This is a genomic window from Ruegeria sp. BE9, assembly GCF_056538765.1.
This window is the reverse complement of sequence record NZ_JBQFTS010000001.1, coordinates 970,199-995,106: the sequence shown is the minus strand read 5'-3', so window position 1 is coordinate 995,106 and position 24,908 is coordinate 970,199. Positions and strand designations below refer to the sequence as shown.

At 53.5% G+C, this 24,908-nt stretch carries 18 protein-coding genes; 10 read left to right on the top strand and 8 right to left on the bottom strand.

Annotated features, from left to right (window positions below):
- Positions 1-172 precede the first annotated feature (172 nt).
- Both ACR0EO_RS04830 and ssb read right to left on the bottom strand, forming a co-directional pair.
- Positions 173-2,215, bottom strand: coding sequence for a hypothetical protein (locus ACR0EO_RS04830; RefSeq protein ID WP_480687524.1), 2,043 nt, complete (start codon positions 2,213-2,215; stop codon positions 173-175).
- A gap of 285 nt (positions 2,216-2,500) precedes the next feature.
- Positions 2,501-3,013, bottom strand: a complete 513-nt coding sequence (gene ssb, locus ACR0EO_RS04825) for a single-stranded DNA-binding protein (protein ID WP_480687522.1) — start codon at positions 3,011-3,013, stop codon at positions 2,501-2,503.
- Between the two features lie 207 nt (positions 3,014-3,220).
- Between ssb and ACR0EO_RS04820 the strand changes: the two genes are divergently transcribed.
- Positions 3,221-3,799 carry a lytic transglycosylase domain-containing protein gene (locus ACR0EO_RS04820; protein WP_480688235.1) on the top strand — a complete coding sequence of 193 codons (579 nt, stop codon included), beginning with the start codon at positions 3,221-3,223 and terminating at the stop codon, positions 3,797-3,799.
- A 9-nt stretch (positions 3,800-3,808) separates the two neighbouring features.
- On the opposite strand, the gene ACR0EO_RS04815 is transcribed toward ACR0EO_RS04820, so the two are convergent.
- The 6 genes from ACR0EO_RS04815 to miaA all read right to left on the bottom strand — a co-directional run bounded on the left by ACR0EO_RS04815 (position 3,809) and on the right by miaA (position 12,831).
- The gene (locus ACR0EO_RS04815; protein WP_480687521.1) at positions 3,809-4,990 is read right to left on the bottom strand and encodes an MFS transporter; all 1,182 of its coding nucleotides are present in this window, start codon (positions 4,988-4,990) and stop codon (positions 3,809-3,811) included.
- A gap of 121 nt (positions 4,991-5,111) precedes the next feature.
- Positions 5,112-7,199: a dipeptide ABC transporter ATP-binding protein gene (locus tag ACR0EO_RS04810; RefSeq protein WP_480687519.1), complete on the bottom strand. Its 2,088-nt coding sequence runs from the start codon at positions 7,197-7,199 to the stop codon at positions 5,112-5,114.
- 94 nt (positions 7,200-7,293) lie between these two features.
- Positions 7,294-8,757, bottom strand: a complete 1,464-nt coding sequence (locus tag ACR0EO_RS04805) for an ABC transporter permease (protein ID WP_480687518.1) — start codon at positions 8,755-8,757, stop codon at positions 7,294-7,296.
- Between the two features lie 13 nt (positions 8,758-8,770).
- Entirely contained in the window at positions 8,771-9,817 is a 1,047-nt protein-coding gene (locus ACR0EO_RS04800) for an ABC transporter permease (protein ID WP_480687516.1), read from the bottom strand.
- A 122-nt stretch (positions 9,818-9,939) separates the two neighbouring features.
- Positions 9,940-11,610 (bottom strand): ABC transporter substrate-binding protein, encoded by a 1,671-nt coding sequence (locus ACR0EO_RS04795; RefSeq protein ID WP_480687514.1) that lies wholly within the window; start codon positions 11,608-11,610, stop codon positions 9,940-9,942.
- Between the two features lie 327 nt (positions 11,611-11,937).
- Entirely contained in the window at positions 11,938-12,831 is an 894-nt protein-coding gene (miaA, locus tag ACR0EO_RS04790) for a tRNA (adenosine(37)-N6)-dimethylallyltransferase MiaA (protein WP_480687512.1), read from the bottom strand.
- Positions 12,832-12,928: 97 nt separating this feature from the next.
- On the opposite strand from miaA, the gene pyrH reads away from it, so the two are divergent.
- The 9 genes from pyrH (at position 12,929) to ACR0EO_RS04745 (ending at position 24,853) form a co-directional block, all read left to right on the top strand.
- Complete coding sequence (gene pyrH, locus ACR0EO_RS04785) at positions 12,929-13,681, top strand: UMP kinase (protein ID WP_480687510.1); 753 nt, start codon at positions 12,929-12,931, stop codon at positions 13,679-13,681.
- Positions 13,682-13,890: 209 nt separating this feature from the next.
- On the top strand, positions 13,891-15,477 hold the full coding sequence (locus ACR0EO_RS04780; protein WP_480687509.1) for a BCCT family transporter: 1,587 nt from the start codon (positions 13,891-13,893) through the stop codon (positions 15,475-15,477).
- A 255-nt stretch (positions 15,478-15,732) separates the two neighbouring features.
- Positions 15,733-16,959: an aminotransferase class V-fold PLP-dependent enzyme gene (locus tag ACR0EO_RS04775; RefSeq protein WP_480687507.1), complete on the top strand. Its 1,227-nt coding sequence runs from the start codon at positions 15,733-15,735 to the stop codon at positions 16,957-16,959.
- 48 nt (positions 16,960-17,007) lie between these two features.
- A complete protein-coding gene (locus tag ACR0EO_RS04770) occupies positions 17,008-18,432 on the top strand; it encodes a cryptochrome/photolyase family protein (RefSeq protein ID WP_480687505.1) in 1,425 nt (474 codons plus the stop codon).
- 69 nt (positions 18,433-18,501) lie between these two features.
- Positions 18,502-19,710, top strand: coding sequence for a class I SAM-dependent methyltransferase (locus tag ACR0EO_RS04765; RefSeq protein WP_480687503.1), 1,209 nt, complete (start codon positions 18,502-18,504; stop codon positions 19,708-19,710).
- Positions 19,711-19,726: 16 nt separating this feature from the next.
- Positions 19,727-20,167, top strand: coding sequence for a TrgA family protein (locus tag ACR0EO_RS04760; protein WP_480687501.1), 441 nt, complete (start codon positions 19,727-19,729; stop codon positions 20,165-20,167).
- 28 nt (positions 20,168-20,195) lie between these two features.
- Positions 20,196-21,311, top strand: a complete 1,116-nt coding sequence (locus ACR0EO_RS04755) for an NUDIX domain-containing protein (protein WP_480687500.1) — start codon at positions 20,196-20,198, stop codon at positions 21,309-21,311.
- Between the two features lie 69 nt (positions 21,312-21,380).
- Entirely contained in the window at positions 21,381-22,415 is a 1,035-nt protein-coding gene (locus ACR0EO_RS04750; protein WP_480687498.1) for a cysteine synthase A, read from the top strand.
- On the top strand, positions 22,415-24,853 hold the full coding sequence (locus tag ACR0EO_RS04745) for a DUF3772 domain-containing protein (protein ID WP_480687496.1): 2,439 nt from the start codon (positions 22,415-22,417) through the stop codon (positions 24,851-24,853). Before ACR0EO_RS04750 ends, ACR0EO_RS04745 begins: the two co-directional genes overlap by 1 nt.
- Positions 24,854-24,908: the final 55 nt, after the last annotated feature.

Genomic DNA, 24,908 nt, shown 5'->3' with positions numbered 1-24,908 from the left:
GGCTGACAGTTGAGCGCGTGCGCACTTACCTGCAAACTCGTGTGCTATTTGCCAAAGCCATACAATCGTTCGTTTGCGATACGAAGGCGCCAAGCTTAACAAGGTTCTTTTCCGTTAATGAAACTGGCGCCTGTTTATTTAACCGCAAAAATGAAGCTGGCGGGTATGTTGGCTACCGAACACTCTCAACCCGATAGACTGCAATTTTCCGTTCATCGAGGCGATTTGTGAACAAAAGCCCGTTCGAAGGAGACACGGCAAAGGGTATCTGCGCCGTGCTTCGGATGATTTGATGAATTGCACCGCTTTCACGAGATTTGACGACTAGCGTTCCCGCCTTGTCGAGACTGTCGAGCACCCCGACGATTTCCAAGTTTTCTTGGACGAAAGGGAATTCTCGAATTCTTGGCGCTTTCCTTGGGATACGAGTTTCTTCACCGTCAACAAAACCCGCCAAGGATCCAGTGTCGCGGTCGTAGAGTAACCGTCGGCAAAAGGAAGGGCCCCATACCGCATCGGAATGATGGTAAGGAGGGTTTGAGACATCCTGAATTGAGCCACAGAACGTCAGCCGGATCGTTTCTGGCTCTGTTTCGTTGATGGAGAAACCTTGGAAAGTTAGGCGCCCACCTCGATCTAGTCGGAGCGGATTATCAAAAATGATATTTTGAGCCGGGTCAGAGAGATTGGATAGGAAAAATCCACCGTCGTTTCCGCTGACAACCATTGGGATGTATGTGGCATTTTCCAAATGTATGATTGGGCGCATCCAGCCTTGCTTTTCAACACCAAGCCGTTTTCTTGAGCGAACCACTTCGAGACCCGGCAACGAAAGAGTAACCGCCAGTATGCTCTCAGCGTTCTTAGGTGGATCATAACAAATGACGACCAACTCATCCCGATCGTTGAAGAACAAACCGTTCCGTTCAGCCACCGGAAACTGACAGCCAATAGCAGAGGATTGCCACTGCGCGACCATTTGGTAATCCGGCAACTTGTATAACGTGATCTTCGTTTCGTAACGCTTGTAACGTTGGTCTTCGCGCAGTGCTCCCCGAGAACGAACCGCGAGATACTCTGCTGATTTATTCCACAGGTAAGAGGAACGCTCATATCTCGCGAGTGGTTCGCCCAAAGGTCTAAGTCTTTTGCCGGACACAACACCGTAAATCGCAAGTTGCCCTTGGTTTTTACCGTATTGCTCCAAAAGGACTGCCGTTCTTTCATCTGGGGCGAGGCGAAAGCTTACGAAATTTGGATTTGGAAACTCGTAGGCTGGTGCGTCAAGGACATACGAAAACCGAAGTATCTCTTGCCCGGAAAACGTATCTTGTGAAGGGCGAATGGTCAGGTATTTGCGAAACTCGGCAAAGCCTGAACGAAAGCCCTTTGGACCTGAAATGTAGTCAATGGAACAAATTACAGCCCAGAGAGTTACTGCAGTGGCCGCCGACAACATCAGTGCGGAACAACACGGTTTTGGCTTGCTACCTTTTACTCGAACGGGTGCCTCTTGGTCCGAAGACAGAACGCTGTTTAGTCCGATGAAGCTGATTGTTGCACCAATTGCGGACGAGGCTGACCAGGTTGCGATTGCTGAAATGCGTTTCCACCAATCTTGTCCATTCAGTCGCCAAAAGGTCAGCTCGCGAATGTCAAAAATTCCGAAAAGCGTGTTGGACGTAGCAGTTACAAGGCCGGCGAGGAGGACGAACACCATGACGGTGCCAAATGAGCGAACGCTTTGAGAAAGAAGACATATGAGCAGAACCGGACCCCCAAACGTAATGGCTGTATAGGCCAGCGTCGATAAGTAGAGCTTCCACCAAGGCAACGTAAGGATGTCTAACATCCGTATCGGTGGTTCAAATGAAAGTTTGCGGGCTTCGGAAGAAAGCCCAGTTCTCAACCGATGCAATCCATCAACGAAGTAGTCGCTCCCCATCCAAAGGACTAAAATCCAACCAGCGATGATTGTGCCAAGAGATAACAAGTGAAGCCCAATGCCATATCGTGGGACGTGGTGTTTAAGGACAAAAAACGGGGCGGCCAGCAAGATAGCCAGCGAACAGGCGAAGACTTGGAAAGTACCTATTCGGTGAAGTTGAGCCAATGGATCTTCTGCATTGATCTGCTTGTTGATCGCCATCTGAAAAAAAGACAGTGCTATTGGGACTACAGCCCAGAGAAGCACCCAGTCTTTCCACAGTTTCATGTTCATGATGACGCTCGTTTCAAATTATTCGGTCTTAGGTGTTATGGATTTGAAAATGTGCAGAATTTGAGCAGGGTTCGCGCAGACGTTGCTCAGAAAAGGTTCGGTGCTTGAGGGGGGGGCATAGCCGATACCGGACTGCCGAAACTGAAAAGCAAAGTCGTGCTTTCCGTCTGCTGGCCGCTTTCAACTAAAACTTGCAGTTTAAGCAAAAGAAAAGGGCTGGCGATTGCCAGCCCTGAGTAGTCAAAAATGACGTAAAGACGACTAAACCGTTCGTTAGATTTAGAACGGAATTTCGTCGTCGTCGATGCCGCCTGATGCAGGAGCAGGGGCGCTGGACGGTGCTCCGTATGGGTCGCCATAGCCCCCACCGCCACCAGCCTGGCCGCCGCCGTAGCCACTCGACTGGCCGCCACCGTAACCGCCTCCGCTGCCACCTTCACCGCGGTTATCCAGCAAGGTCAGTTCACCGCGATAGGGGCGCAGAACTACCTCTGTCGAGTAGCGGTCCTGACCGGATTGGTCTTGCCACTTGCGAGTTTCCAGCTGGCCTTCAATGTACACTTTGCTGCCTTTGCGCAGGTACTGCTCGGCAATCCGTGCCAATGGCTCGGAAAAGATCGCTACCGAGTGCCACTCAGTTCGTTCGCGGCGTTCTCCGGTGTTGCGGTCTTTCCAAGTTTCAGAGGTGGCGATGCGCAGATTGCAAACCTTACCGCCGTTCTGGAACGACCGGACCTCGGGATCGCGGCCAAGATTTCCGACCAGAATGACTTTGTTGACTGAACCCGCCATGTATTTCCCCGTTCTTAACTGGTTTGGATGCGCCCGAATCTGGCGCGTTGTCTCTGAGCGACCCTATACGGACTGCAGCGGGGTTGGAACACAGTTGATGTGGGCAACAGTGGGCAGGAAAATTCTCAGGCGCTGTTCACTATGCTTTCATTTTTAACTGAAATATTTATACTTAGTCGGGTTACTGGACGAGCGAGATTGGCATTAATGCGTTTTCTGGTTAGTGGTTTTTCAATTGTGTATCTTGCGCTGGTCTCAGTTCCAGCTGCGGCTGATACTTTGTCGACGAAAAGTCGTAAGGACATTTTCCTTAAACAATCCAAGATCTTGGACTCACGTGCGGCTTCGCAGTACCGGGATTCTGAGCGATTGAAGCCTAAGACGGCTCAACCCCAGTTTAGCAAGCGCTATACCGGAAAATATCGCGGTGAATATATGACTTTGGCCCGTCAAGCCGCGCGCAAGCATAATGTGCCCGAAGAGCTTTTCCTGCGCCTTGTCCAACAGGAAAGCGGCTGGAACCCGCGGGCTGTGTCCCACAAAGGCGCCTTAGGGCTTGCACAATTGATGCCGGGAACAGCGCAACTTTTGGGCGTGAACCCACATGATCCCAAGCAAAATCTAGAAGGCGGCGCACGGTATTTGTCGTGGCAATACCGTAAGTTTAAATCGTGGCGCCTGGCTTTGGCTGCCTACAATGCTGGGCCAAAAGCGGTTGAAAAGCATGGTGGTGTACCGCCCTACAAAGAAACTCAAAACTATGTTCGGGTGATTTGGGGCGGGTAAATGCCGTCTTTAGGTTTCGCTATTACTGCTGTGCCTCCCGGTCTTGGACGTTACCGCCAGTACAATCAGAGCGCACAACATTGGCAGGCACGCCGCAAAAATTGCAGTTTGGAAGCTGCTGAATTGCGCGATTAAGCCAACTGAAGGGCCAGCCGCCAAGGCTCCTATGAACAGGCTGTTTACATACAGCGCGTTGGCACGCGCCATGCGTCCGTTTGCAAAGCTCTGAACGTAAGTAAGGCTGACCCCAGCGAACAACCCATAGTACGCGCCTTCCAATGCGGCTCCAACGACCATTGTGCTGATGCCAGACACCTGAGACAGAAGCAGGAATGCACATAGGCCAAGGCATCCAGAAAAAACTAGGCTCGTTAGTGGCGCGATCCGGCGAAGCAACACGGAGGTCGCCAGGATGACTACAATTTCAGTTGCCGTCTTAACTGAAAATGACAAGCCCGGGGCAAAGCTGGGTAATCCGGCTTCGCGTACATAAAACAAGGGTAGGGCACTACTGCAAAGAACGTGGGCGGTCGAAAATAATAGGCATGCTGTCACAGCCAGCCAAAGCATCTGATCGGCCCCGCTAAGGCTCGATTTGGGTTTTTCCGAAACTTCCGAACGCGCATCTTTGGGCATGGTCCTCCACCAAAGAAACGCCCAAACAAATGCCGTCATCAAAGCCGCAATAAAGGTCTTGTTCGGTCCCCATTGACCAGAAATGAAGAATGCGAGGGCTGGCCCCATCATCCATCCCAATGAGGTCATGGCACGCAGCCATGCATTGAATGGAGCGATTTCAAAGCCGTACCGCTCGGCGCTGATCCGGCCAAAACTGTACATCGTGGAGAGAGAACTGCTGCTGAGACTAAAGCCCAAAACGCAGATGGAAACCAACGTCCAATATGATGGCCAAATCAGGACGCATACCAAAGCGATCATGTATCCGGTAATTGACGCCCCGACCAATGGTGCGAAACGTTGCCCTTTGTCTAGTCGTGTAGCAAATACACGATTGAAAGACACTGTCAGTAAAATGCCCAAAGCGCTGTAGATGCTGATCTGCCAAGGGGGATGCCCCAATTCCTGGACAATAAAGAACGGAATGAACGGGGCCATCATACTGGCGCAGAAGGTTCCGGATAAGTGCAGACCCAAAATGGCACGCGCGCGGCGATCGCCGAGTAAAGTCATAAAATGCTCTCAAAAAATATGGTCACGAATGGCGGGGTTTGAGCGCTATTCGAAGAGGCTTTCAGAAATATGACAGGGGCGCCAGTCTAATGACGGCGCCCCTGCTTAGCTGTTCCAAAGGCTATTCAGCCGCAATCTTGATGACGGGTTCCATCCGGGCCAGAACTTCCTCGGACAGATGGCATTTAACCTGATGCCCATCTTCTAATGTCTTCACCGGCGGCACGTCGCGTTCGCACATCCCACCCGGCACTTCCGACTTCCAACGGCAGCGGGTTTGGAACGGGCAACCCGGAGGTGGGTTCATTGCCGAGGGGATATCCCCTTCCAACACTATGTGTTGTTTTTCGATCGACGTATCCGCGATAGGAACGGCGCTCAGAAGAGCTTCGGTATAGGGATGATAAGGGGGCGCAAAGACCTGATCGGTTGTGCCCAGTTCCACCACATGGCCGAGGTACATAACCATTACCCTGTCGCTGAGATAGCGGACGATTGAAAGGTCGTGGCTGATGAACAACAGCGTTGTCTTATGTTCCCGCTGAATTTCCATCAGCAGATCAGTTACCGCCGCCTGTACGGATACGTCGAGGGCCGATACTGGTTCGTCCGCCACAACGATCCGCGCGTCACCGGCAAAGGCTCGGGCAATACCAACGCGCTGCTTTTGCCCGCCAGATAGCTGCCGTGGCATTCGATCGGCAAACGCGCGGGGCAGTTTCACCAGATCCAAAAGCTCTAGCATCCGCTTTTTACGCTCTGCTTCGGATTTGCCTACGCCAAAGATCTCTAGTGCGCGAATGATCTGGCGGCCAACAGTCATCGACGGGTTCAGCGTGTCAAACGGGTTCTGGAACACCATTTGCACTTCGCCGACGGTCTTGGCGTCGCGCTCCTCAATCGGCATAGCTTCGATGTTGCGGTTATCCAGCAGGATCTGGCCGTCCGTGGCGGTTTCCAGACCCATCAGCACCTTGGCAAAAGTGGATTTCCCACAACCGGATTCACCCACGATGGCCAAAGTCTCAGATTCATGCGCTTCGAAACTAAGCGTCTCGTTGGCCTTCACAACTTTGGTGTCACCGCCGCCAAAGAGGGCATTTGCGGCCACCTCGTAGTACTTCTTGAGGTTGTCCATCTTAAGGACAGTGCGTCCGATCTCGCCTTTCTCTTTCTGTTCACCCACGGTGATCGGAGCGTTCCAGTCGATCTCATTGAATTTCAAACAACGAGTATGGTGGCGGTCATTGCCCGGCACCGGCTCCATCAGGATGTTCTGTGCGTCGCAACGGCCTTCTTCGAAGTAGTCGCAGCGTGGGCCAAAGTTACAACCCGGCGGGCGTTCGTGGGGCAGGGGAAAATTGCCTGGAATAGCCACAAGCGGACGCGCGTTCTTGTCCGCGCCGGGCAAAGGGATCGAGCGGAACAGAGCCTGTGTGTACGGATGCTGCATCTCGTCGAACACATCGTGGATCGAGCCACGCTCGACCGCTTCACCGGAGTACATCACGCACAGCCGGTCGCAGGTTTCTAGAACGAGCCCCAGATTGTGCGAGATAAACAGCATCGAGGTGCCGTATTTCTTACCCAAATCCTTGACCAGCTCGACTACGGCGGCCTCGACCGTCACGTCCAATGCGGTCGTAGGTTCGTCTAGGATCAACAAAGCCGGTTTTGACATTAGCGCCATGGCGATGACGATCCGTTGCTGCTGACCTCCCGAAAGCTGGTGCGGGAAAGAGTTCAGCATCCGCTCAGGGTCAGGTAGGCGAACGTCAGTGACTACTTCCAAAGCGCGGGCATAAGCTTCGTCAGAGCTGACACCCTCGTGAATCATCGGCACTTCCATCAACTGCTTGCCGATCTTCATGGCTGGGTTCAACGATGCCATCGGTTCTTGATAGATCATCGCAATTTCATTGCCGCGAATGTCGCGCAATTCGTCCGCAGTCATCTCGGAAAGATCGCGCCCCTTGAACTTTATTGATCCGCCAACAATCCGCCCGTTTTTACCAAGGTCCTGCATAACCCCAAGCGCCACGGTGGACTTGCCGCATCCGGATTCTCCAACCAATCCGACAGCTTCGCCGGGTTGTACGCTCACCGAAAAGTCCATAACGGCCGGGATTTCCCGAAGGCGGGTAAAGAATGAAATCGACAGCTTATCGATTTCTAGAATAGGCCCGTCATAGTCCGCCAATTTGTTCATCTGTGTTTCTCCTCGCGAGAGTCAGGGAGTGTCCCCATCATCTGGCTAAAATCTCGGGGAACCGGGGGAAGTGTTCCCCCCGGCCTCGATCACATCAGTCTTTCAGACTTTCTTCGCGCAGACCGTCGGCCAGCAGGTTCAAACCCAGAACCAGTGACAACAGCGCAAGCGCGGGCGGCAGGGCCGGGTGCAGATAGATCGACAAGAGCTTACGCCCTTCGTTGATCGTCGAACCCCAGTCCGGGCTTTCCGGTGGCAGTCCCAAGCCGAAGAAACCCAAAGTCCCCAACAGGATTGTGGTGTAGCCAATGCGCAGACAGAAATCGACGATCAGTGGACCACGCGCGTTGGGCAGGATTTCCCACAGCATGATGTACCACGGACCTTCTCCGCGGGTTTGAGCCGCCGCCACGTAGTCGCGCGTTTTGATGTCCAGCGCCAGGCCCCGCACGATACGGAACACTGTTGGCGAGTTCACAAACACAACCGAGACGAACACCACCAGGATGCCTCCGGGAATGTCGAACAGGTCCAGATAGGTAGGCAAGCCCCAGATGCTATAGCTGTCGGTGTTTATGATGTAACCGCCGGTCGAAATCAGGGACAGATACAGCCACAAAGCAATGCCCAATACGCCGATCAACAAAGGGGTTCGGAAGGTGGGGCGGGTGTAGAACCGCGAGTTCAGCAGAACTGCAAGGAACAGTATTGGGAACACAAACAGCACTGCCGCCATGTAGTTCGGCACCCCAGTTGCCACGATTTCCGGTGTGACCAGCAGATAGAACAGCAGGATCACGGGGAACGCCAGGATCAGGTTTGCCAGAAACGACAGGAACGTATCCAAGCGACCGCCATAGTAACCCGCAGGCAGGCCCAAAGTGATCCCGACCATAAAGGCAAACATGGTGGCCAGCGGTGCAATTTGCACGACGATCCATGCACCTTTGACCATGCGACTAAAGACGTCGCGCGCAAGGTTGTCTCCGCCCAGTAGATACCAAGCGTATTCTCCGTCTTCCGTTGAGGGCAGAGGAGTTCCTGGCACTTTGTTCTTCATGCCGGAAACTTGGTCTAGAGGATCATGGGTGATGATCAGGTCCATCGCCCCAAAGATGCCGGTGAACACCCAGAACATCACAAGGCCAAATCCAATCATGCCAATCGGGCTATCGAATAGTTTGCCGTACAAGCCCAGCTTGCGTTTAAAGGCAATCGACATTGCAAACAGGATGATTAAGGACAGCCATACAGGCAGAAACTGCTGTGAAATGGCGCCAATGATGCCAGCGCTGGTGCCCATGAGAACACCCAGAACGATGTAGGCCAAAGCGAGCGCGACGCATGCCATAAAGCTGTAGCGCAGCGCCAGCTGTGTCAGTCCACGAAGGCCTGAGCTGGAGCTGATCGTGCCGTCGATATTCACGCTTATCGTTGGCTCTGGCAAAACGATGCTGCCAACGATCCAAACAACAATCGACACCAAAAGGGCTGCTATCGCGATCAGAAGCAAAGGGTTCAGGAGGGCGATAGAGCCGGTCCAGGTAAGTGGTTCCATGATCTATCCCTCCTTACGAAATACGGATGCGTGGGTTGAGGTAGACATAGCCGATATCTGAGATCAGCTGCGTCACGAGCACCACAAAGACCGACACGACCGAAATCGCCAGCAATAGCTGAATGTCATTGTTGCCTGCCGCCTGAACCAGTGCCCAACCAAAGCCTTTATAGTTGAACAGGGTTTCGACGATCACGACGCCGTTCAACAACCAAGGGAATTGCAGCATGATTACTGTGAACGGCGCGATAAGCGCATTTCGAAGGGCGTGCTTCATAACGATGTTCGAAAAGGACACCCCTTTGAGGCGTGCGGTTCGGATGTATTGGGCAGTCATGACCTCCGTCATCGACGCGCGTGTCATCCGGGCGATATACCCCATGCCGTAGAGTGCGATGGTCAGCACCGGTAAGAAGAAGTTCTCGAAAGTCGGATTCTCCATCGCTTGCGTCGCCGTGCCCTTGAACCATTTCAAGCCAACAGCAGATGAGGTGAAGATCGCGATGAAGATCACGCCCGAAACGTATTCTGGCGTTGCCGTAGTGGTGATGGCAAAGGTGGACAGCGTCCGGTCTGTCGCTGATCCCTCTTTCATACCGGCCAATACACCTAGTATCAGCGCAGAAGGGACCATCAGTAACATCACCCAGAACATCAGCCTACCTGTCAGGCCCAGACGAGTACCGACAACGGTTGACACTTCTTCTTTGAAGACTGTGGAGTACCCCCAGTAGCCTTGCAAAATGCCGCAGAATTTCGGGGCGGTCTCTGCGGATTCTCCCGGCAGAATACATCTTCCCTGAACTGTGCCGTCCTCATTCGTGTGTCGATAGGATGGCAGAACACCAAGCCATTCGCCGTATTTCACCGGCATCGGCTGAAGATATCCGTTCTTTTCCAGAAAGCTCTCAACCTGTTCATCCGACATTCTGAAGTTGCCTTGCGTTTTCGCAAGCTTTTCCAGGTTCGGATAAAGGTTGGTTAGGAAAAAGACCAAGAATGTCAGGCATAATGCTGTCATGAGCATGATGCCGACACGCTTTAGAATGAAAAGTCCCATATTGGCCCCTGTTGGTAGGCTAGCGCGAAGAAATTCCGGTTCCGCGCGTTGCTGTTTTTTTGTGTTACCGCGGTCAGGACGAAAAGGCCGCGCCTCTGTGGCGCGGCCCGTTTGTAATCGGCTTAGCCAATCAAGCCGAATTTATAGAGTTGAGGCAGGTCGGCGATATGCTTTTCAACACCGACCATGTTGTCACGGTGGTGACGCATTGCGGTCCGCCAGTAAGGCTGGATGACAACACCTTCGTCGATCATGATCGCTTGAAGCTTGGCCATCACTTCGCGACGCATGTCCACATCAGCGATCGAGTTTGCTTCTGCCAGCAACTTGTCAAACTCTTCATTGGCAAAGCCGGATTCGTTCCATGCCACGCCCGACTTGTATGCAAGTGCAAGAACCTGCGTACCCAACGGACGGTGGTTCCAGTTGGTCGAAGAGTACGGGTACTTGGTCCAGTCGTTCCAGAAGGTCGACCCAGGCAGAACCGTGTGCTTGGCCTTGATGCCCGCGTCATTGAGCTGAGCAACAACCGCCGCAGTTGTGTTACGGCGCCAGTCATCGTCGATGGACTGAACTTCGTGCTCAAAATCGCCCATGCCCGCTTCGTCCATCAGCGCTTTCGCTCCGGCCGGGTCATACGGAATACGTGTCACTTCCGAGTCGTATTCGGGGTGCATCGGACCGACATGGCTGTTTTCGGCTACAATGCCGTAGCCGGACATGCCGAGCTCCAGGCACACTGCGTTATCGACGGCCATTGCAAGCGCCTGGCGCACGCGTTTGTCACCGTAGATTTTGTTACCGTTCGCATCTTCAGCCAACTGGTTGGGACGGATGACGATGGTAAAGCCCGACGGGATTTCCGAACGGACAAGGCCGATGCTGTCAAAGATGTCGACGAATTCACCAACCGATTCCCAGTTCATGTCGATTTCTTCGGCTTCGTAGGCAGCTAGGAAGGCCGCCGGGTCGGTGCCGTAGTCGATAAACTCGATCCGGTCGATATAACCGCCTTTTCCGGCTTCATATCCCCACCATTCGAAGTCTTCGTTACGAACCAGAACGCCTTTAACGCCGACCTCATGGCTTTCCGGGATCATGAACCCAGTGCCGATCGGGTTTTCCAGCATATTGTTGGCATCATGGCTGCTGTGAACGATAGCGCCAGGATAATCAGCCATGCCTGGGATAATCGTGATGTCAGGCGCGTTACACTTCAGCTTTACAGTGTGGCTGTCGACAACAGTGATAGCACCTTCTGATGCCTGCTGGGTATTTTCGTCGATCAACGATGCCATACGAGACGCCATCGAGTTACCCTCGAGCGTGGTGTCGCACCAGCCAGTTATGTTGCGCGCGACGTCTTCGGCGGTAAAGTCATCACCATTGTTCCACTTTACGCCTTTGCGGACGTTCAGTGTGTATTCGGTCGCGTCATCGTTCGTTTCCCAGCTTTCCAGCAACATTGGCTTGAACGAACCGTCGTTGTTGTACTCGACCAGATACTCCAGCCAGCCTGCAGTAAAGGTGGCGATCTGTGTCCAGTCATAAGTCCGCGGATCTTTCAGCGCGCGCACTTCCATTTGATAGCGGATTGTGCCGCCACGCTGAGGCTCTTGTGCCGCAGCAGGTGATTGCAGACCAATCATCCCGTAAGCAGCTGGCACGGCAACACCTAGCGCGGTGGCGCGGGCTAGGAATTCTCGCCGGTTCAATTTGCCGTCCCGATACTCCTGAGCGTGCATCTCTGCTGCCCAGTGAATCGGTGCTCCGGTAATTGTTTGCTTTTTCATGTATGTCTCTCCCTGTGACATAGTGTTTTTTTCGAAGAATTTCTGAACCGCTTAGCTCGAAAAGCACCGAGCAGCAGGTTCGCGGGTTTCGTTTTTTTTGGATTCTGCGTATCCCCATGTCGGTATTCGGCCCCAGAAATTCGGTTAGGTCAACGTTCGAAATCGTCATTCGACGCCCAAAAACGACATATTGAAGTCGGTTACTCCGACAGATCCGACCTAGAAGGCGTATGATTCCCGGCGATTCCGCTGGTTGGATTCAGTGGATTCGTTTCAGTTGAGCGTGTTCGAATATTTTAGCCGAAGATGGCTAAATTGTTCGTGGTATCATTTTGAGAAGTCTACTGGATTCCAGTTTTTCATTCGCGCTCGAAACCAGGTGCGCTGCCGTTTGGCGAATTGACGGGTGGCAATTGTTGCGCGTTCTCTGGCTTGGTCCAATGTCATTCGCCCCTCAAGATAGGCGATGAGTTCTGGTACGCCGATTGCTTTAAAGGCAGGCAGAGAGGGATCGTAGAGGCCGCGCATCTTCTCAACTTCGGCCAACGCACCGGTTTCAAGCATCAGATCAAAGCGACGGTTGATACGATCCAAAAGCCATAGCTTATCGACGTCAAAAACGATTGGGAGCGTGTTGCTGAGGTCAAGAACCGGAGGAGGCGTGTCCGCTTGCCACTCGCTCAAGCTCCGACCGGTGGCCTGTTGCACTTCCCAAGCACGTTGAACGCGTGCACGGTTTTGTGTGTCTATCCGGGCCAAGGTGCGGGCATCTACACCGGCAATTAGTGTCGTCAGATCCAGCTGGTCCGCATCGGCGCGTATTTCTGGCGGGGTTGCCGGAATCTTCGCCATCCCTTCAGTCAGCGCAGTGAAATACAGGCCGGTGCCGCCCACAATGATCGGGCGCTTGCCGCCCGAAAGCAATGGTATCACCTCTCGCAACCAATGGCCGGTGGAATACTCCTGATCATATGGAACATGACCATACAGCAGATGCGGTGCGCGGGCTTCATCTTCGTCCGATGGCCGGGCCGAGATTATTTGCCAACAGTCATATACCTGGCTGGCGTCGGCGTTGATGATGACGCCGCCAAATTCTTCAGCGATCCGCAGGGCCAGTTCGGATTTCCCCGATGCAGTCGGGCCCGCGATGAGCACAGGCTTCCCGTCGGGAATAGGGGGCAGGCGGTCCCAAAACTGCACTGATTTGACGTTGGCCATCCGCAGGCGCCTCATTCCTTATCATCCGCATTGAACCTGCGGAGTTTTTGCTTCATTTTGCGCCGGAAAATAAACCCGTGCCAGCCCGGAGCGCAACATGAGCCTTTCCCCCACATCCGACACTGTCGATAGCCCGAAGACAAAGTACAACCGCGTTATGCTGAAAATTTCTGGTGAGGCGTTGATGGGGGATCAAGGGTTCGGTCTGCACCCGCCGACTGTCCAGCGGATCGCCCAAGAGGTGAAATCGGTTCACGATCTGGGTGTTGAGATTTGTATGGTAATTGGCGGAGGAAACATCTTCCGTGGTCTCAGCGGCTCGGCCCAGGGTATGGAGCGGACAACCGCCGATTACATGGGCATGCTGGCAACTGTTATGAATGCGCTGGGGATGCAATCGGCATTGGAAGAGATTGGGGTCTTTACCCGGGTAATTTCAGCCATCCGCATGGACGAGGTTTGCGAGCCCTACATCCGTCGCCGCGCCGTGCGTCACCTTGAAAAGAAACGTGTCTGTATTTTTGCCGCCGGCACCGGGAACCCGTACTTTACCACCGACACCGCCGCGACGTTGCGCGCCAACGAAATGGCCTGTGAAGCTATCTTTATGGGTAAGAACGGTGTTGACGGTATTTATGACAAAGACCCCAAAGAGCACGCGGATGCCGTTCGCTATGACACGGTGACGTATGACGACGTTTTGGCCAAGCGCCTGCGCGTTATGGATGCTTCGGCCATCGCGCTTGCGCGCGATAACAACCTGCCGCTGATCGTGTTTGGCCTAGACGAACCCGGCGGGTTCCGCGGTATTCTGGCGGGTGAAGGGACCTACACCAAAGTTCAGGGCTGACCTACAGAAAAAGAACTCACAGGCCGGGCTTCAATCCCGGCCTTTTTTGTTTCAAAGCCTTGTTCCAATAATTTCGCAAAGCGTCGCAATCTGTATGTCGGTTTTTGTGAATTTTGTCGTTTTTTCCTGCTAACTAGTCTTCTCAGCCAACCCTTTTCGGTGACGGATATTGAAAGTCCGGAGCACCGAGGAAGGAAGGAAAAGAGACAATGTCCGATAATACGGAGACCGACTATGAAGTCGGTCAGGATAACGTCCAGATCATGGGTCTGGATGTCCATAATCCGGTCTTTGCCGTTTCGGGGCTTACTATCATTGCGTTCGTGTTTTTCTCGCTCGTTTTCCGCGAGCAGGCTAGCGAATTCTTTGGGTGGCTGCGTCCGGCACTGACCAGCAAATTTGACTGGGTGTTCATGATAGCCGCGAATATTTTCGTGGTGTTTTCGCTGCTGTTGATCGTAACGCCCTATGGCTCGATCCGTTTGGGCGGAGACGATGCCAAGCCGGATTACAGCTACGCTGGCTGGTTTTCGATGCTTTTTGCTGCAGGCATGGGAATCGGGCTTGTCTTTTGGGGTGTGGCAGAGCCGATTTCACACTACGGGTCATCGCTTGGCGGTGTCGCTGTTGGTGAGGATGGTGTGCGCACAGACTGGGCACCGTTGGGGGCAGGGCTAGAGGACCCAGAAGCCTCGAAAAAGCTGGCTATGGCCGCCACCATTTTCCATTGGGGCATGCACCCTTGGGCTGTCTACGCCGTTGTCGCTTTGGCGCTGGCTTTTTTCAGCTTTAACCGTGGTTTGCCGCTGACCATGCGGTCCGTATTCTACCCGTTGTTTGGTGAGGCTACATGGGGTCCGCTGGGGCATATCATTGACGTCTTGGCGGTCTTTGCAACGATCTTTGGTCTGGCAACATCGCTTGGCCTTGGGGCGACGCAAGCACTGGCTGGTCTGAACTATTTGTTCGATGTGCCGATTACGGACGGGATGAAAGTGCTGTTGATCGGTTTGATCACAGTATTTGCTTTGATCTCTGTCGTTGCTGGCCTCGACAAGGGGGTAAAACGCCTGTCCGAAGCCAATATGATCCTGGCCGCAGCGCTGCTGTTGTTGGTGCTGATCGTTGGGCCTACTGCCGCAATTCTGACTGGCTTTTTCGACAGCATGGTCGAGTACTTCATCGCGTTGCCCGCTTTGTCGAACTGGGTAGGTCGTGAAGACGCCAACTTCATGCAGGGCTGGACCACTTTCTACTGGGCGTGGTGGATTTCCTGGTCACCTTTCGTTGGCATGTTCATTGCTCGCATTTCGCGTGGTCGGACGGTGCGCGAATTCGTGACCTGCGTAATTCTGATCCCAACTGTCGTTGGCGCACTTTGGATGAGCGTCTTTGGTGGTGCGGCACTGGATCAGGTCATGTCTGGTTCTGGTCAGGCACTGTCGGATGCCGCGCTTGAACTCAAGATGTTCAAGATGTTCGAAGCCTTCCCTATGACAGGATTGCTCTCGTTCGTTGGCATCATCTTGGTCGTCGTGTTCTTTGTGACCAGCTCAGACTCAGGTTCGCTCGTGATTGATACGATCACGGCTGGTGGCAAGACCGATGCTCCCACTGCGCAGCGCGTATTCTGGTGCATTCTGGAGGGCGCGATTGCTGTCGTGCTGTTGTTGGGCGGTGGACTTGGCGCCTTGCAGGCTGCCGCGATTGCAACTGGCTTCCCGTTTGCGATCGTCCTCGTGCTGATGTGCGTATCGATCTTCATCGGTTTGGCGAACGAAAAACGCCGCCGCTGATTTCAGTAGCGATTACAAAAGCCCCGGCCAGTTGCCGGGGCTTTTTTTGTTTTTGGTCGGGTTGACCCAAGACGCTGTCAGTGTCTAGGTAACCATGCCTTTTGGTTGCGATTTATTGCCCAGAAAGGCTGCCCATATCTTTGTTTGTTTAAAGGTGAGTGGGTGGGCTGGAAGACCTGCCGTGATTTCCGAGCTGTCCGAAATCATGCGCGGGCACTTTGCCGGAAAAACCGCATGACTAAGGAGCGACGTGCCATGAGCACTCTTGATATAGATTTTGTCCGAGCGCAGTTTCCGGCCTTCGCTGAGCCCAGCCTGAAAGGACATGCGTTTTTTGAGAATGCGGGTGGGTCATACACGTGCAAGCCGGTACTAGATCGTCTGACACGGTTCTACACGCAGCTTAAAGTTCAGCCTTACAACCCTTTTGAGCCCAGCCGTTTGGCAGGCGAAGAGATGGACGAGGCCCGCGCACGCATGGCTGCGATTTTGGGTGTGGACACGGATGAACTGAGCTTTGGACCATCAACCACGCAAAACACCTATGTGTTGGCGCAAGCGTTTCGCCAGTGGATGAAGCCGGGGGAAGCCATCGTTGTTACGAACCAGGATCACGAGGCGAATTCCGGGCCGTGGCGGCGACTTGCCGAAGAAGGTATCGAGATCCGGGAATGGCAGATCGATCCTGAGACTGGCTCTTTAGATCCCCAAACACTGGAGAATTTGTTGGACGAGAAGGTCCGTCTGGTTTGTTTCCCTCATTGCTCAAATGTGGTCGGTGAAATCAACCCGGTAACCGAGATCACTGCAATTGCTCATGCTGCAGGCGCTTTTGTTTGTGTGGATGGTGTTTCTTACGCTCCGCACGGTTTTCCCAATGTCGGTAATTTGGGGCCAGATATTTATCTTTTTTCGGCTTACAAAACCTACGGTCCGCATCAAGGGTGCATGGTTATTCGTCGTTCTCTGGGTGAGTTGCTGCCGAACCAGGCGCATTATTTTAACGGCGATACCTTGTACAAGCGCTTTACTCCGGCGGGCCCGGACCACGCACAAATTGCAGCCAGTGCAGGTATGGCGGATTATATCGACGATTTATGCGCACATCACGGAGGCCCTGAGACAGACGCCAACGCACGTGGAGAGTTTGTTCACGATCTGATGCGCGCCCATGAAGTTTTGCTGCTTCAGCCTGTGCTTGATGCGGTCAAAGATCGTAACGACGTCCGTTTGATCGGACCGTCGGATGCGTCACTTCGTGCACCTACCGTTGCACTTTCTCTTAACAGGGATGCCTACGCAGTTGCTTCTGAACTGGCGTCGCATGGCGTGATGGCCGGAGGCGGAGACTTCTACGCTGTACGCCCTTTACAAGCGATGGGCGTGGATCCCGATCAAGGCGTGTTACGTGTGAGTTTCACGCATTACACGTCAAAACAGGAAATTGATCAGTTATTAGCTGGACTTGACGCCGTTTTGTGATCCAATTTTTGCTCTGCTTCGTACCTCGAAGAAAACTACAGGGCTACTATGGAAAACGAGCTGTCACCGGTAATTCTCTGGTTCCGGCGAGACTTGCGTCTGTCGGACCACCCGGCTTTGAATGAGGCGGTGGAGTCAGGCCGGCCGGTCATTCCACTATTTATTCACGATGATAGCGTACAAAATTTGGGTGCTGCACCCAAATGGCGGCTTGGGCTGGGGCTTGAGAAACTCGCGCAGTCCTTGAGGGATGCTGGTAGTCAATTGGTTCTCCGACGTGGAGATGCTTTGACTGTGTTAAAGGGGTTAATCGCCGAGACCGGCGCTACTACTGTGTACTGGTCTCGCCTCTACGATCCCGAAGCCATTGCGCGGGACACTCGGATAAAGGCGAGCCTCTCTGATGACGGGATAGAGGCAAAGTCCTTCGCGGGTCATCTCTTGTTTGAACCGTGGACGGTGGCGACGAAAGCAGGCCAGCCTTTCCGCGTCTTCACACCGATGTGGAGGGCAGTGCAGGGGCGCGCAGTAACGGCTCCTGTTCGGGCGCCGTCTCTTGTTTCAGGGCCTGTTCGGTGGCCCGATACCGATGAATTGGAAGCTTGGAACATGGGCGCAGCGATGAACCGAGGAGCTTCTGTCGTTGAACAATTTGTTCGGGCCGGAGAAGCTTCGGCGTACGATGTTCTACACGACTTTCTGGAGCGCATTTCCAACTATTCTGAAGACAGAAATACCCTCTACCTGAATGGGACGTCGGGCTTGTCCGATTATCTTTCGCTTGGAGAGATCAGTCCACGAAGCGTGTGGTATGCGGTCGAACGGGTAGCAATGAATGGCGCAAAGGGGACAGACGCATACTTGCGCCAACTGGTTTGGCGCGAGTTTGCCTATCACCTGATGTTCCATACGCCGCAATTGTTAAGCAAAAACTGGAAGCCTGAATGGGATTCCTTCCCCTGGAACACAGACGAGTCTCGGCCGGAAGTTCTTGCATGGAAACAAGCACGTACGGGAATACCGGTTGTCGACGCCGGATTGCGGGAAATGTACGTTACAGGCCGAATGCATAACCGCGCTCGAATGATTGTAGCCAGCTATCTTACCAAGCATCTTATGACCCATTGGAAAATCGGTATGGATTGGTTTGCCGATTGCCTTGTGGATTGGGATCCGGCGTCAAATGCGATGGGGTGGCAGTGGGTCGCCGGCTCAGGGCCTGACGCTTCTCCGTTTTTTCGGGTTTTCAATCCACACACCCAACAGGAAAAGTTTGATACAGAGGATGCCTACCTAAACCGATGGATTGCAGAAGGTCAGTCTAATCCGCCACCCACTGCATTGGCGTATTTTGACGCCACGCCGCGATCGTGGGGGCTTGACCCAAGTGAAATGTACCCAGCCGCCGTAGTCGATCTTGCAGAGGGGCGGGCGCGTGCATTGGCGGCTTATGAAGACCGGAAATCCCAGTAAGGAATTGAAAACTTGCCAGAAACACAAACTCGGCCTAGCCTTATCGTACCACCGCACAGGGGAGAGCGGATGATCCTTACGACGACTGAAGGTCAGAAAGACTTGCCCAGATACTTTGCGCAGGTCTTTAAGATGTTGAACAAGATGGAGGCAGGGCGCCTTGATATTGCGCTGCCTGATGGTCGTGTTTTTCGATCCGAAGGGCGAAAGCCGGGCCCCGTGGCCCGTGTTGATATTCACGACCCTGACGTCTTTGCACGGTTGATCCGGGAGGGAGAGCTTGGGTTTTCGGATGCCTATCTTGAAGGGGACTGGAGCACACCTGATCTGCGGTCCTTCATGGATCTGGTGCATTTGGGTACTGAGACAGTCTATGACGACTTTACTGGCAAGTTCCTCGTTCAAGCTTATGAGCGTCTAAGGTTCTGGTTGCATCGAAACAACCGCAAGCAAGCAAAGAAGAATATCTCCTACCATTACGATTTGGGTAATGAATTCTATGGCTTGTGGCTGGATGATACCATGACGTACTCCAGCGCGTTGTTTGAGACAGGGCAAGAAAGCTTGGAAAAGGCTCAGACCGCCAAGTATGCAAGTCTCGTTGACGAAATGGGGGCAAAGCCCGGCGATCACATTCTGGAAATCGGATGTGGCTGGGGAGGTTTCGCAGAATATGCTGCGAAAGAGCGTGGCTTACGGGTCACAGGTCTGACGATCAGCCGAGAACAGTTGAAGTTTGCGCAGCAAAGAATTGATAATGCTGGACTTTCAGACATGGTTAACCTGAAGTTGCAGGACTACCGTGACGAGCAGGGTCAATATGACGGCATTGCTTCGATTGAGATGTTTGAGGCCGTTGGTCAGAAATACTGGCCGGTGTACTTCGAAACTGTACGCGAGCGTCTAAAGCCCGGAGCACAAGCCACTTTGCAGATCATAACAGTTGCCGATCATCGGTGGGATATCTACAAAAACGGCGTTGATTTTATTCAAAAATATATTTTCCCCGGCGGAATGCTTCCCGCGCCTTCGATCCTGAAGCAAGAGATTACTCAGGCTGGATTGAGCGTCGTGAAGTCGCGGGAGTTCGGCAAAAGTTACGACCTGACCCTGCGCCGTTGGTACGATACTTTTAACCACAAATGGGACGAAATTTCGGAATTGGGTTTTGATGAGCGTTTCCGCCGCATGTGGAATTATTATTTGACTGCATGCGGCGCAGCCTTTGACACCGGCAATTGCGATGTGACACAGATCACTATAGCAAAACCCGGTTAACAAACGGAAATTTCGAATGCCAACTGCTTCGCGTCTTGTTGCTGCTCTCTGCCTATTGGCGGTGGCCTTTTTGGTTTCGGGCATGATCATCGATAACGGGGACGAGGGTAAGGACTATGGATCTTTCACTGTCGTCAACATGTTGATTGGGTTCGTTTGTGGTTGGGTTGTCATGGGCAAAAGGGCCGGGAAGGGGTGGACGTCTGCTGTGAACAACGGTCTGACGGGCATTGCGACGTTGGTGTTCTGGGGGCTGTTCGTTCAGGGTTGTTATGAAATGTTCCGCTTGGCGATGCGTCATCGCTATGAAGGACCGTTCGAAGCCCTTATCGCTATCTTTAAGATTGGCGTGGAATACGGACACCAGCTTATTGTGCCGGAAATCCTGTGGACTTTGGCAATCGGAGCACTTATCGCCGGTCTTGCGACTGAAGAAGCGAGCCGCCGCTGGCGGTGAGCCCCAAAATTAACGCGAGACCACTTCCGTGTCCCAATTATTCTTTTATGGCACGCTTCGGCACCTGCCGCTGCTGGAGCAGGTGCTTGGCCGTCCTTTGTCTAAGCTGTCCTTTTCGCAGGCTGTATTGCCCGATCACGTAGTTTACGGAGTAAAAGACCAGCCATTTCCGATGATCGTGCCGGAAAAAGGCGGAAAAGCCGAAGGGCTATTGGTCGAAATGCTTGAGCCCGAAGACTTTAAAAGGCTCATCTATTACGAGGGTGGTTTCGACTACGACCTAAGCCCCCGCACTGTGGAAATGCTCGATGGCTCCACAGCAGAGGCGAGCGTGTTTTTCCCAGAACCCGATCTGTGGACTCCTGATATTCCTTGGTCTCTGCAGGCCTGGGCTGAGGATTGGGGGGACTTGACGGTTACCGCGGCGCAAGAGGTTATGGGGTATTACGGCAAAGTAAGCGCCGAAGTCATCGCCCGTAGCTTTCCGTCGATACGGACTCGTGCCTGGGCTAAGCTGGCTGCGCGCTCACGCCGTACTGGTGATCCGCGGGACGTGCGTAGTGACGTTGTGGTTCATCGCCACTCTCGAGCTTATGTCGATTACTTTGGAATGGAAGAGATCGAACTGCAGCATCGAAAACATGACGGTTCGATGGGGCAGGTTCTGAACCGTAACGGGCTGATGCAGGGCAGTGCTGTGGTAGTTTTACCCTACGATCCTGTCCGGGATACGGTTCTTCTGGTTGAACAGTTTCGACCACCTGTGTTCCTGATCGACGACCCCGAGCCGTGGATGTGGGAGCCTGTCGCTGGAATGATCGATCCGGGTGAAACACCCGAGCAAGCCGCGCATCGTGAGGCTTTGGAAGAAGCGCAGATTTCGTTGGATGATCTGGAATTCGCGGGCGAGGCATACTCGTCCAGCGGTTCTTCGACAGAGTACGTGTATCTTTATGTAGGCGTGGCTGATCTGACCCGAACAATCGATAACGGTGGATTGTCGACAGAAGGGGAAGATATTCGTACCCAAATCCTGCCGTTCCAGACCTTTATGGAAAAGGTAGATGGTAACGAATTCAAAGATTTACCTTTGTTGTCGCTGGCTCATTGGCTGGCTCGAAACCGCGACCGTTTGCGCGGGTGACTATCGCTGCTTGTGGTTATCGCACGGCATCTGTAAATCTTCGTTGATACGTAATGAAATGAGGGCGCCATGCGCATTGCACGAGACCTTGCCGACGCAGTCGGGAAAACACCTCTGATCCGGTTGAACCGCATCAGTGACGAGACCGGGTGCGAAATTCTCGGCAAGGCCGAGTTCATGAATCCGGGCCAGTCGGTTAAAGACCGCGCGGCGCTCTACATCATTCGCGATGCGATCGCGCGGGGGGATCTGAAGCCAGGCGGAACTATCGTCGAAGGTACCGCGGGCAACACTGGTATCGGTCTTGCGCTGGTTGGTGCGTCGATGGGGTTCAAGACGGTTATCGTAATCCCGGAAACCCAGTCCGAAGAAAAGAAAGACATGCTGCGTCTGGCTGGCGCCCAGTTGGTTCAGGTTCCGGCTGCCCCTTATCGCAACCCGAACAACTTCGTGCATTATTCGCGTCGCCTGGCCGAAGAGTTGGCGCAGACCGAACCAAACGGAGCGATTTGGGCAAACCAGTTCGACAATGTTGCGAACCGTCAGGCGCATATTGAAACCACTGGTCCAGAAATCTGGGAACAGACAGACGGCAAAGTAGATGGCTTTGTCTGTGCGGTAGGGTCTGGTGGTACGTTGGCCGGTGTGGCCGATGCGCTGCAGCCGAAAGGCGTCAAAATCGGTCTGGTCGATCCAATGGGTGCAGGGCTTTACTCCTATTACACCACTGGTGAGATAGCGATGGAGGGTAGCTCGATCGCCGAAGGTATCGGTCAGGTGCGGGTCACAAAGAACCTAGAAGGTTTCAAGCCGGACTTTTCGTATCAGATGAGCGACAACGAAGCGCTGCCTTATATCTTCAATCTGCTGCGCGAAGAGGGACTCGTCATGGGCGGCTCGACCGCGATTAACATGGCGGGTGCGGTACGCTTGGCCAAGGATCTGGGGCCGGGGCACACTATTGTGACGATCCTGTGTGACTATGGCACACGCTATCAGTCCAAGTTGTTCAACCCTGAATTCCTGCGCGAAAAGGAACTGCCGGTCCCTGAGTGGATGACTGAGGCCCCGCGCAGTATCCCTGGCGTGTTCGAGGACGTATGATGCTGCGGCAGGTCCGCCTGTTTCTGGCTCTTGTTTCTTTTTGCCTGATTGCGCTTGGTAGCATTGCAAATGCCCAGCTTACAGACCGTCAGAGCGAATACTATCAAGGCTGGTTGAAAACGGCGGACCGTGCTGAAACGGTTATCGAAGCGAACAGAGCGTCCAATGCGTCTCTGGAAAATTTGCGCGCAGAAATAAACGGTTATCGTGATGACTTTAACCGAGCGCGTGGGGCCAACACAGAGCGTATTCAAACTCTGGACAGCCAAATTGAAGCGCTTGGCCCCAAACCAGAAGGTGACGCTACTGAGCCCGAGGATATTGCCAGGCTGCGAGCTCATCTGGAAGAGCAATTAAACAGCCTGCGTGTCCCGCGGGTCATATCTGAAGAAGCCTTTAGCCGGGCCAACGGTCTGATCAGTGAGATCGATCAGATTATTCGGAATCGGCAGACAAAAGAATTGCTGGAAAGAGGGCCATCGCCCATCAACCCCATCTATTGGAGGCCGGCCTGGCAGGACATCAAGGAAGCTGCGACCAGCCTGTTCAATGAAACGCTGGAAAACTTGCGAACCGATGTAGTGCGCGAGCAAATCCGGGACCGTGGTTTGGGCATTTTCTTGCTGCTGGTTGCGTCCGCAGTCCTTCTGGTGTTCGGCCGTTACTGGTCTGAAAAGGGTGGCGATTACCTTCGAATGTTGGGCGGCTCGGGTACAGGTGTCTGGACCTTTGTCATCTCTTTGTTGCGGATTTTGCTTCCCTGGCTTGGTGTCTGGGCTGGGGTTCAGGCGATCAGCCTCACAGGTGTCTTAGGTGTGCGCGGAGCGCTATTGCTTGAGAACGTTCCTTACTGGGCAGCGATCATATTCTTCTATGATTGGATCGGGCGCCAAGTCTATCTGATGGGGGCTGCGCAGAACTTTAGAAAGCTTTCCGCGGCCAAAATTACTGAACTGCGTGTCTATATCGACTTTCTCGCAGTGATGTTGATCCTGCACGAAATGGCGATCTTGTTCGAGCAGATCGAAAACGTGTCGGATGCGACCCGGGCTGTCGTGAGCTTTCCGGTTATCATCGCAACAGCACTACTGCTTCTTAGGGTGCGTCAGGTTCGGAGTGCCGACGTTCCGCAGGATACGGCGGATACAAACGCCAATTCACGTTCTGCCGGTTTCAGCCAATTGGTCGAATTGCTGCGCCGCGCGCTGTTCCTTTTGGGTATGGCAACTCCTGTTCTTGCCATTTTCGGCTACACCAATGCCGCTGAGGCGATTGTCTTTCCTGCCGTCAAAACTCTGGTGCTGATTGCCGCTCTGGTCATCTTTCAGCGATTTATCAGTCAGGTTTATGGTTGGGTTACGGGGCAGGGCGATGCCGCCCGAGACTCCCTATTTGCGGTTTTGGTCGGGTTTGCGCTTGCGATCTTGGCGTTGCCCGTTCTGGCGATCTACTGGGGCGCTCGGGAAACAGACCTTATCGAGGCCTGGTCGCGGATGCTTCTTGGGTTTGATATCGGGGGAGTCACGATTTCACCCAGTAATTTCCTGACTTTTGTGGCGATATTTGCCATCGGCTATACGTTAACGCGTCTGTTGCAAAGCGGTTTGCGGAATTCTCTGCTGCCGAAAACAAGTATCGATCCCGGTGGTCAAAACGCTATCGTGGCCGGTTCGGGATATGTCGGGATTTTCCTGGCCGCATTGGTCGCGATCATGGTCGCCGGTTTCGACTTGTCGTCTCTAGCTATTGTCGCTGGCGCACTGTCGGTTGGTATCGGCTTTGGCTTGCAGACCATCGTTTCGAATTTCGTCTCCGGCATCATTTTGCTGGTCGAGCGCCCCATCTCTAAAGGGGACTGGATCGATGTGAATGGGATGATGGGGTATGTCCGTGACATATCTGTTCGGTCAACACGGATTGAAACCTTTGACCGTACGGATGTCATCGTCCCGAACTCTGACCTGATTAGTGGAGTCGTCACAAACTACACGCGCGGCAATACGGTTGGTCGTGTGATTGTGCCTGTAGGGGTGGCGTATGGGACGGACACCCGTCTAGTCGAGAAAATTCTAGGCGAGATCGCGAATGCTCACCCTATGGTCCTTGCGAATCCAGCTCCCAGCGTTGTGTTCCAGGGTTTTGGGGCAGATTCTCTGGACTTTGAAATTCGAGCAATCTTGCGGGATGTGAACTGGGTACTGTCTGTAAAATCCGACATGAACCATGAGATCAATCGCCGCTTTGTCGAAGAAGGTATCGAAATTCCATTCGCTCAACGCGATGTCTGGCTGCGAAACCCCGAAACACTTCAGGCTGTGCCGCCAAAGCCAAATCAGAGCGAGGCGCCTGCCAAAAAAGAACCCTCATCGCCGTCCGCTAGTTCACCTGTAGAGATGACTGAAGGTGACATGTCCGACGCGGATGGGGACGAGATTTAGTGACATCTGAGACGCAAGTGCGGTTGGTTGAAATTTCACTGTTTTCGCCTCTTGC

Bases quoted from the DNA above. Each gene is read 5' to 3' on its own strand.
- ACR0EO_RS04745 (WP_480687496.1), top strand. From the start codon at position 22,415: ATGCTGCGGCAGGTCCGCCTGTTTCTGGCTCTTGTTTCTTTTTGCCTG.
- ACR0EO_RS04795 (WP_480687514.1), bottom strand. From the start codon at position 11,610: ATGAAAAAGCAAACAATTACCGGAGCACCGATTCACTGGGCAGCAGAG.
- ACR0EO_RS04765 (WP_480687503.1), top strand. From the start codon at position 18,502: ATGATCCTTACGACGACTGAAGGTCAGAAAGACTTGCCCAGATACTTT.
- ACR0EO_RS04775 (WP_480687507.1), top strand. From the start codon at position 15,733: ATGAGCACTCTTGATATAGATTTTGTCCGAGCGCAGTTTCCGGCCTTC.
- ACR0EO_RS04815 (WP_480687521.1), bottom strand. From the start codon at position 4,990: ATGACTTTACTCGGCGATCGCCGCGCGCGTGCCATTTTGGGTCTGCAC.
- ACR0EO_RS04780 (WP_480687509.1), top strand. From the start codon at position 13,891: ATGTCCGATAATACGGAGACCGACTATGAAGTCGGTCAGGATAACGTC.
- ACR0EO_RS04810 (WP_480687519.1), bottom strand. From the start codon at position 7,199: ATGAACAAATTGGCGGACTATGACGGGCCTATTCTAGAAATCGATAAG.
- ACR0EO_RS04805 (WP_480687518.1), bottom strand. From the start codon at position 8,757: ATGGAACCACTTACCTGGACCGGCTCTATCGCCCTCCTGAACCCTTTG.
- miaA (WP_480687512.1), bottom strand. From the start codon at position 12,831: ATGGCCAACGTCAAATCAGTGCAGTTTTGGGACCGCCTGCCCCCTATT.
- ACR0EO_RS04820 (WP_480688235.1), top strand. From the start codon at position 3,221: ATGCGTTTTCTGGTTAGTGGTTTTTCAATTGTGTATCTTGCGCTGGTC.
- pyrH (WP_480687510.1), top strand. From the start codon at position 12,929: ATGAGCCTTTCCCCCACATCCGACACTGTCGATAGCCCGAAGACAAAG.
- ACR0EO_RS04750 (WP_480687498.1), top strand. From the start codon at position 21,381: ATGCGCATTGCACGAGACCTTGCCGACGCAGTCGGGAAAACACCTCTG.
- ACR0EO_RS04800 (WP_480687516.1), bottom strand. From the start codon at position 9,817: ATGGGACTTTTCATTCTAAAGCGTGTCGGCATCATGCTCATGACAGCA.
- ACR0EO_RS04830 (WP_480687524.1), bottom strand. From the start codon at position 2,215: ATGAAACTGTGGAAAGACTGGGTGCTTCTCTGGGCTGTAGTCCCAATA.
- ACR0EO_RS04770 (WP_480687505.1), top strand. From the start codon at position 17,008: ATGGAAAACGAGCTGTCACCGGTAATTCTCTGGTTCCGGCGAGACTTG.
- ssb (WP_480687522.1), bottom strand. From the start codon at position 3,013: ATGGCGGGTTCAGTCAACAAAGTCATTCTGGTCGGAAATCTTGGCCGC.
- ACR0EO_RS04760 (WP_480687501.1), top strand. From the start codon at position 19,727: ATGCCAACTGCTTCGCGTCTTGTTGCTGCTCTCTGCCTATTGGCGGTG.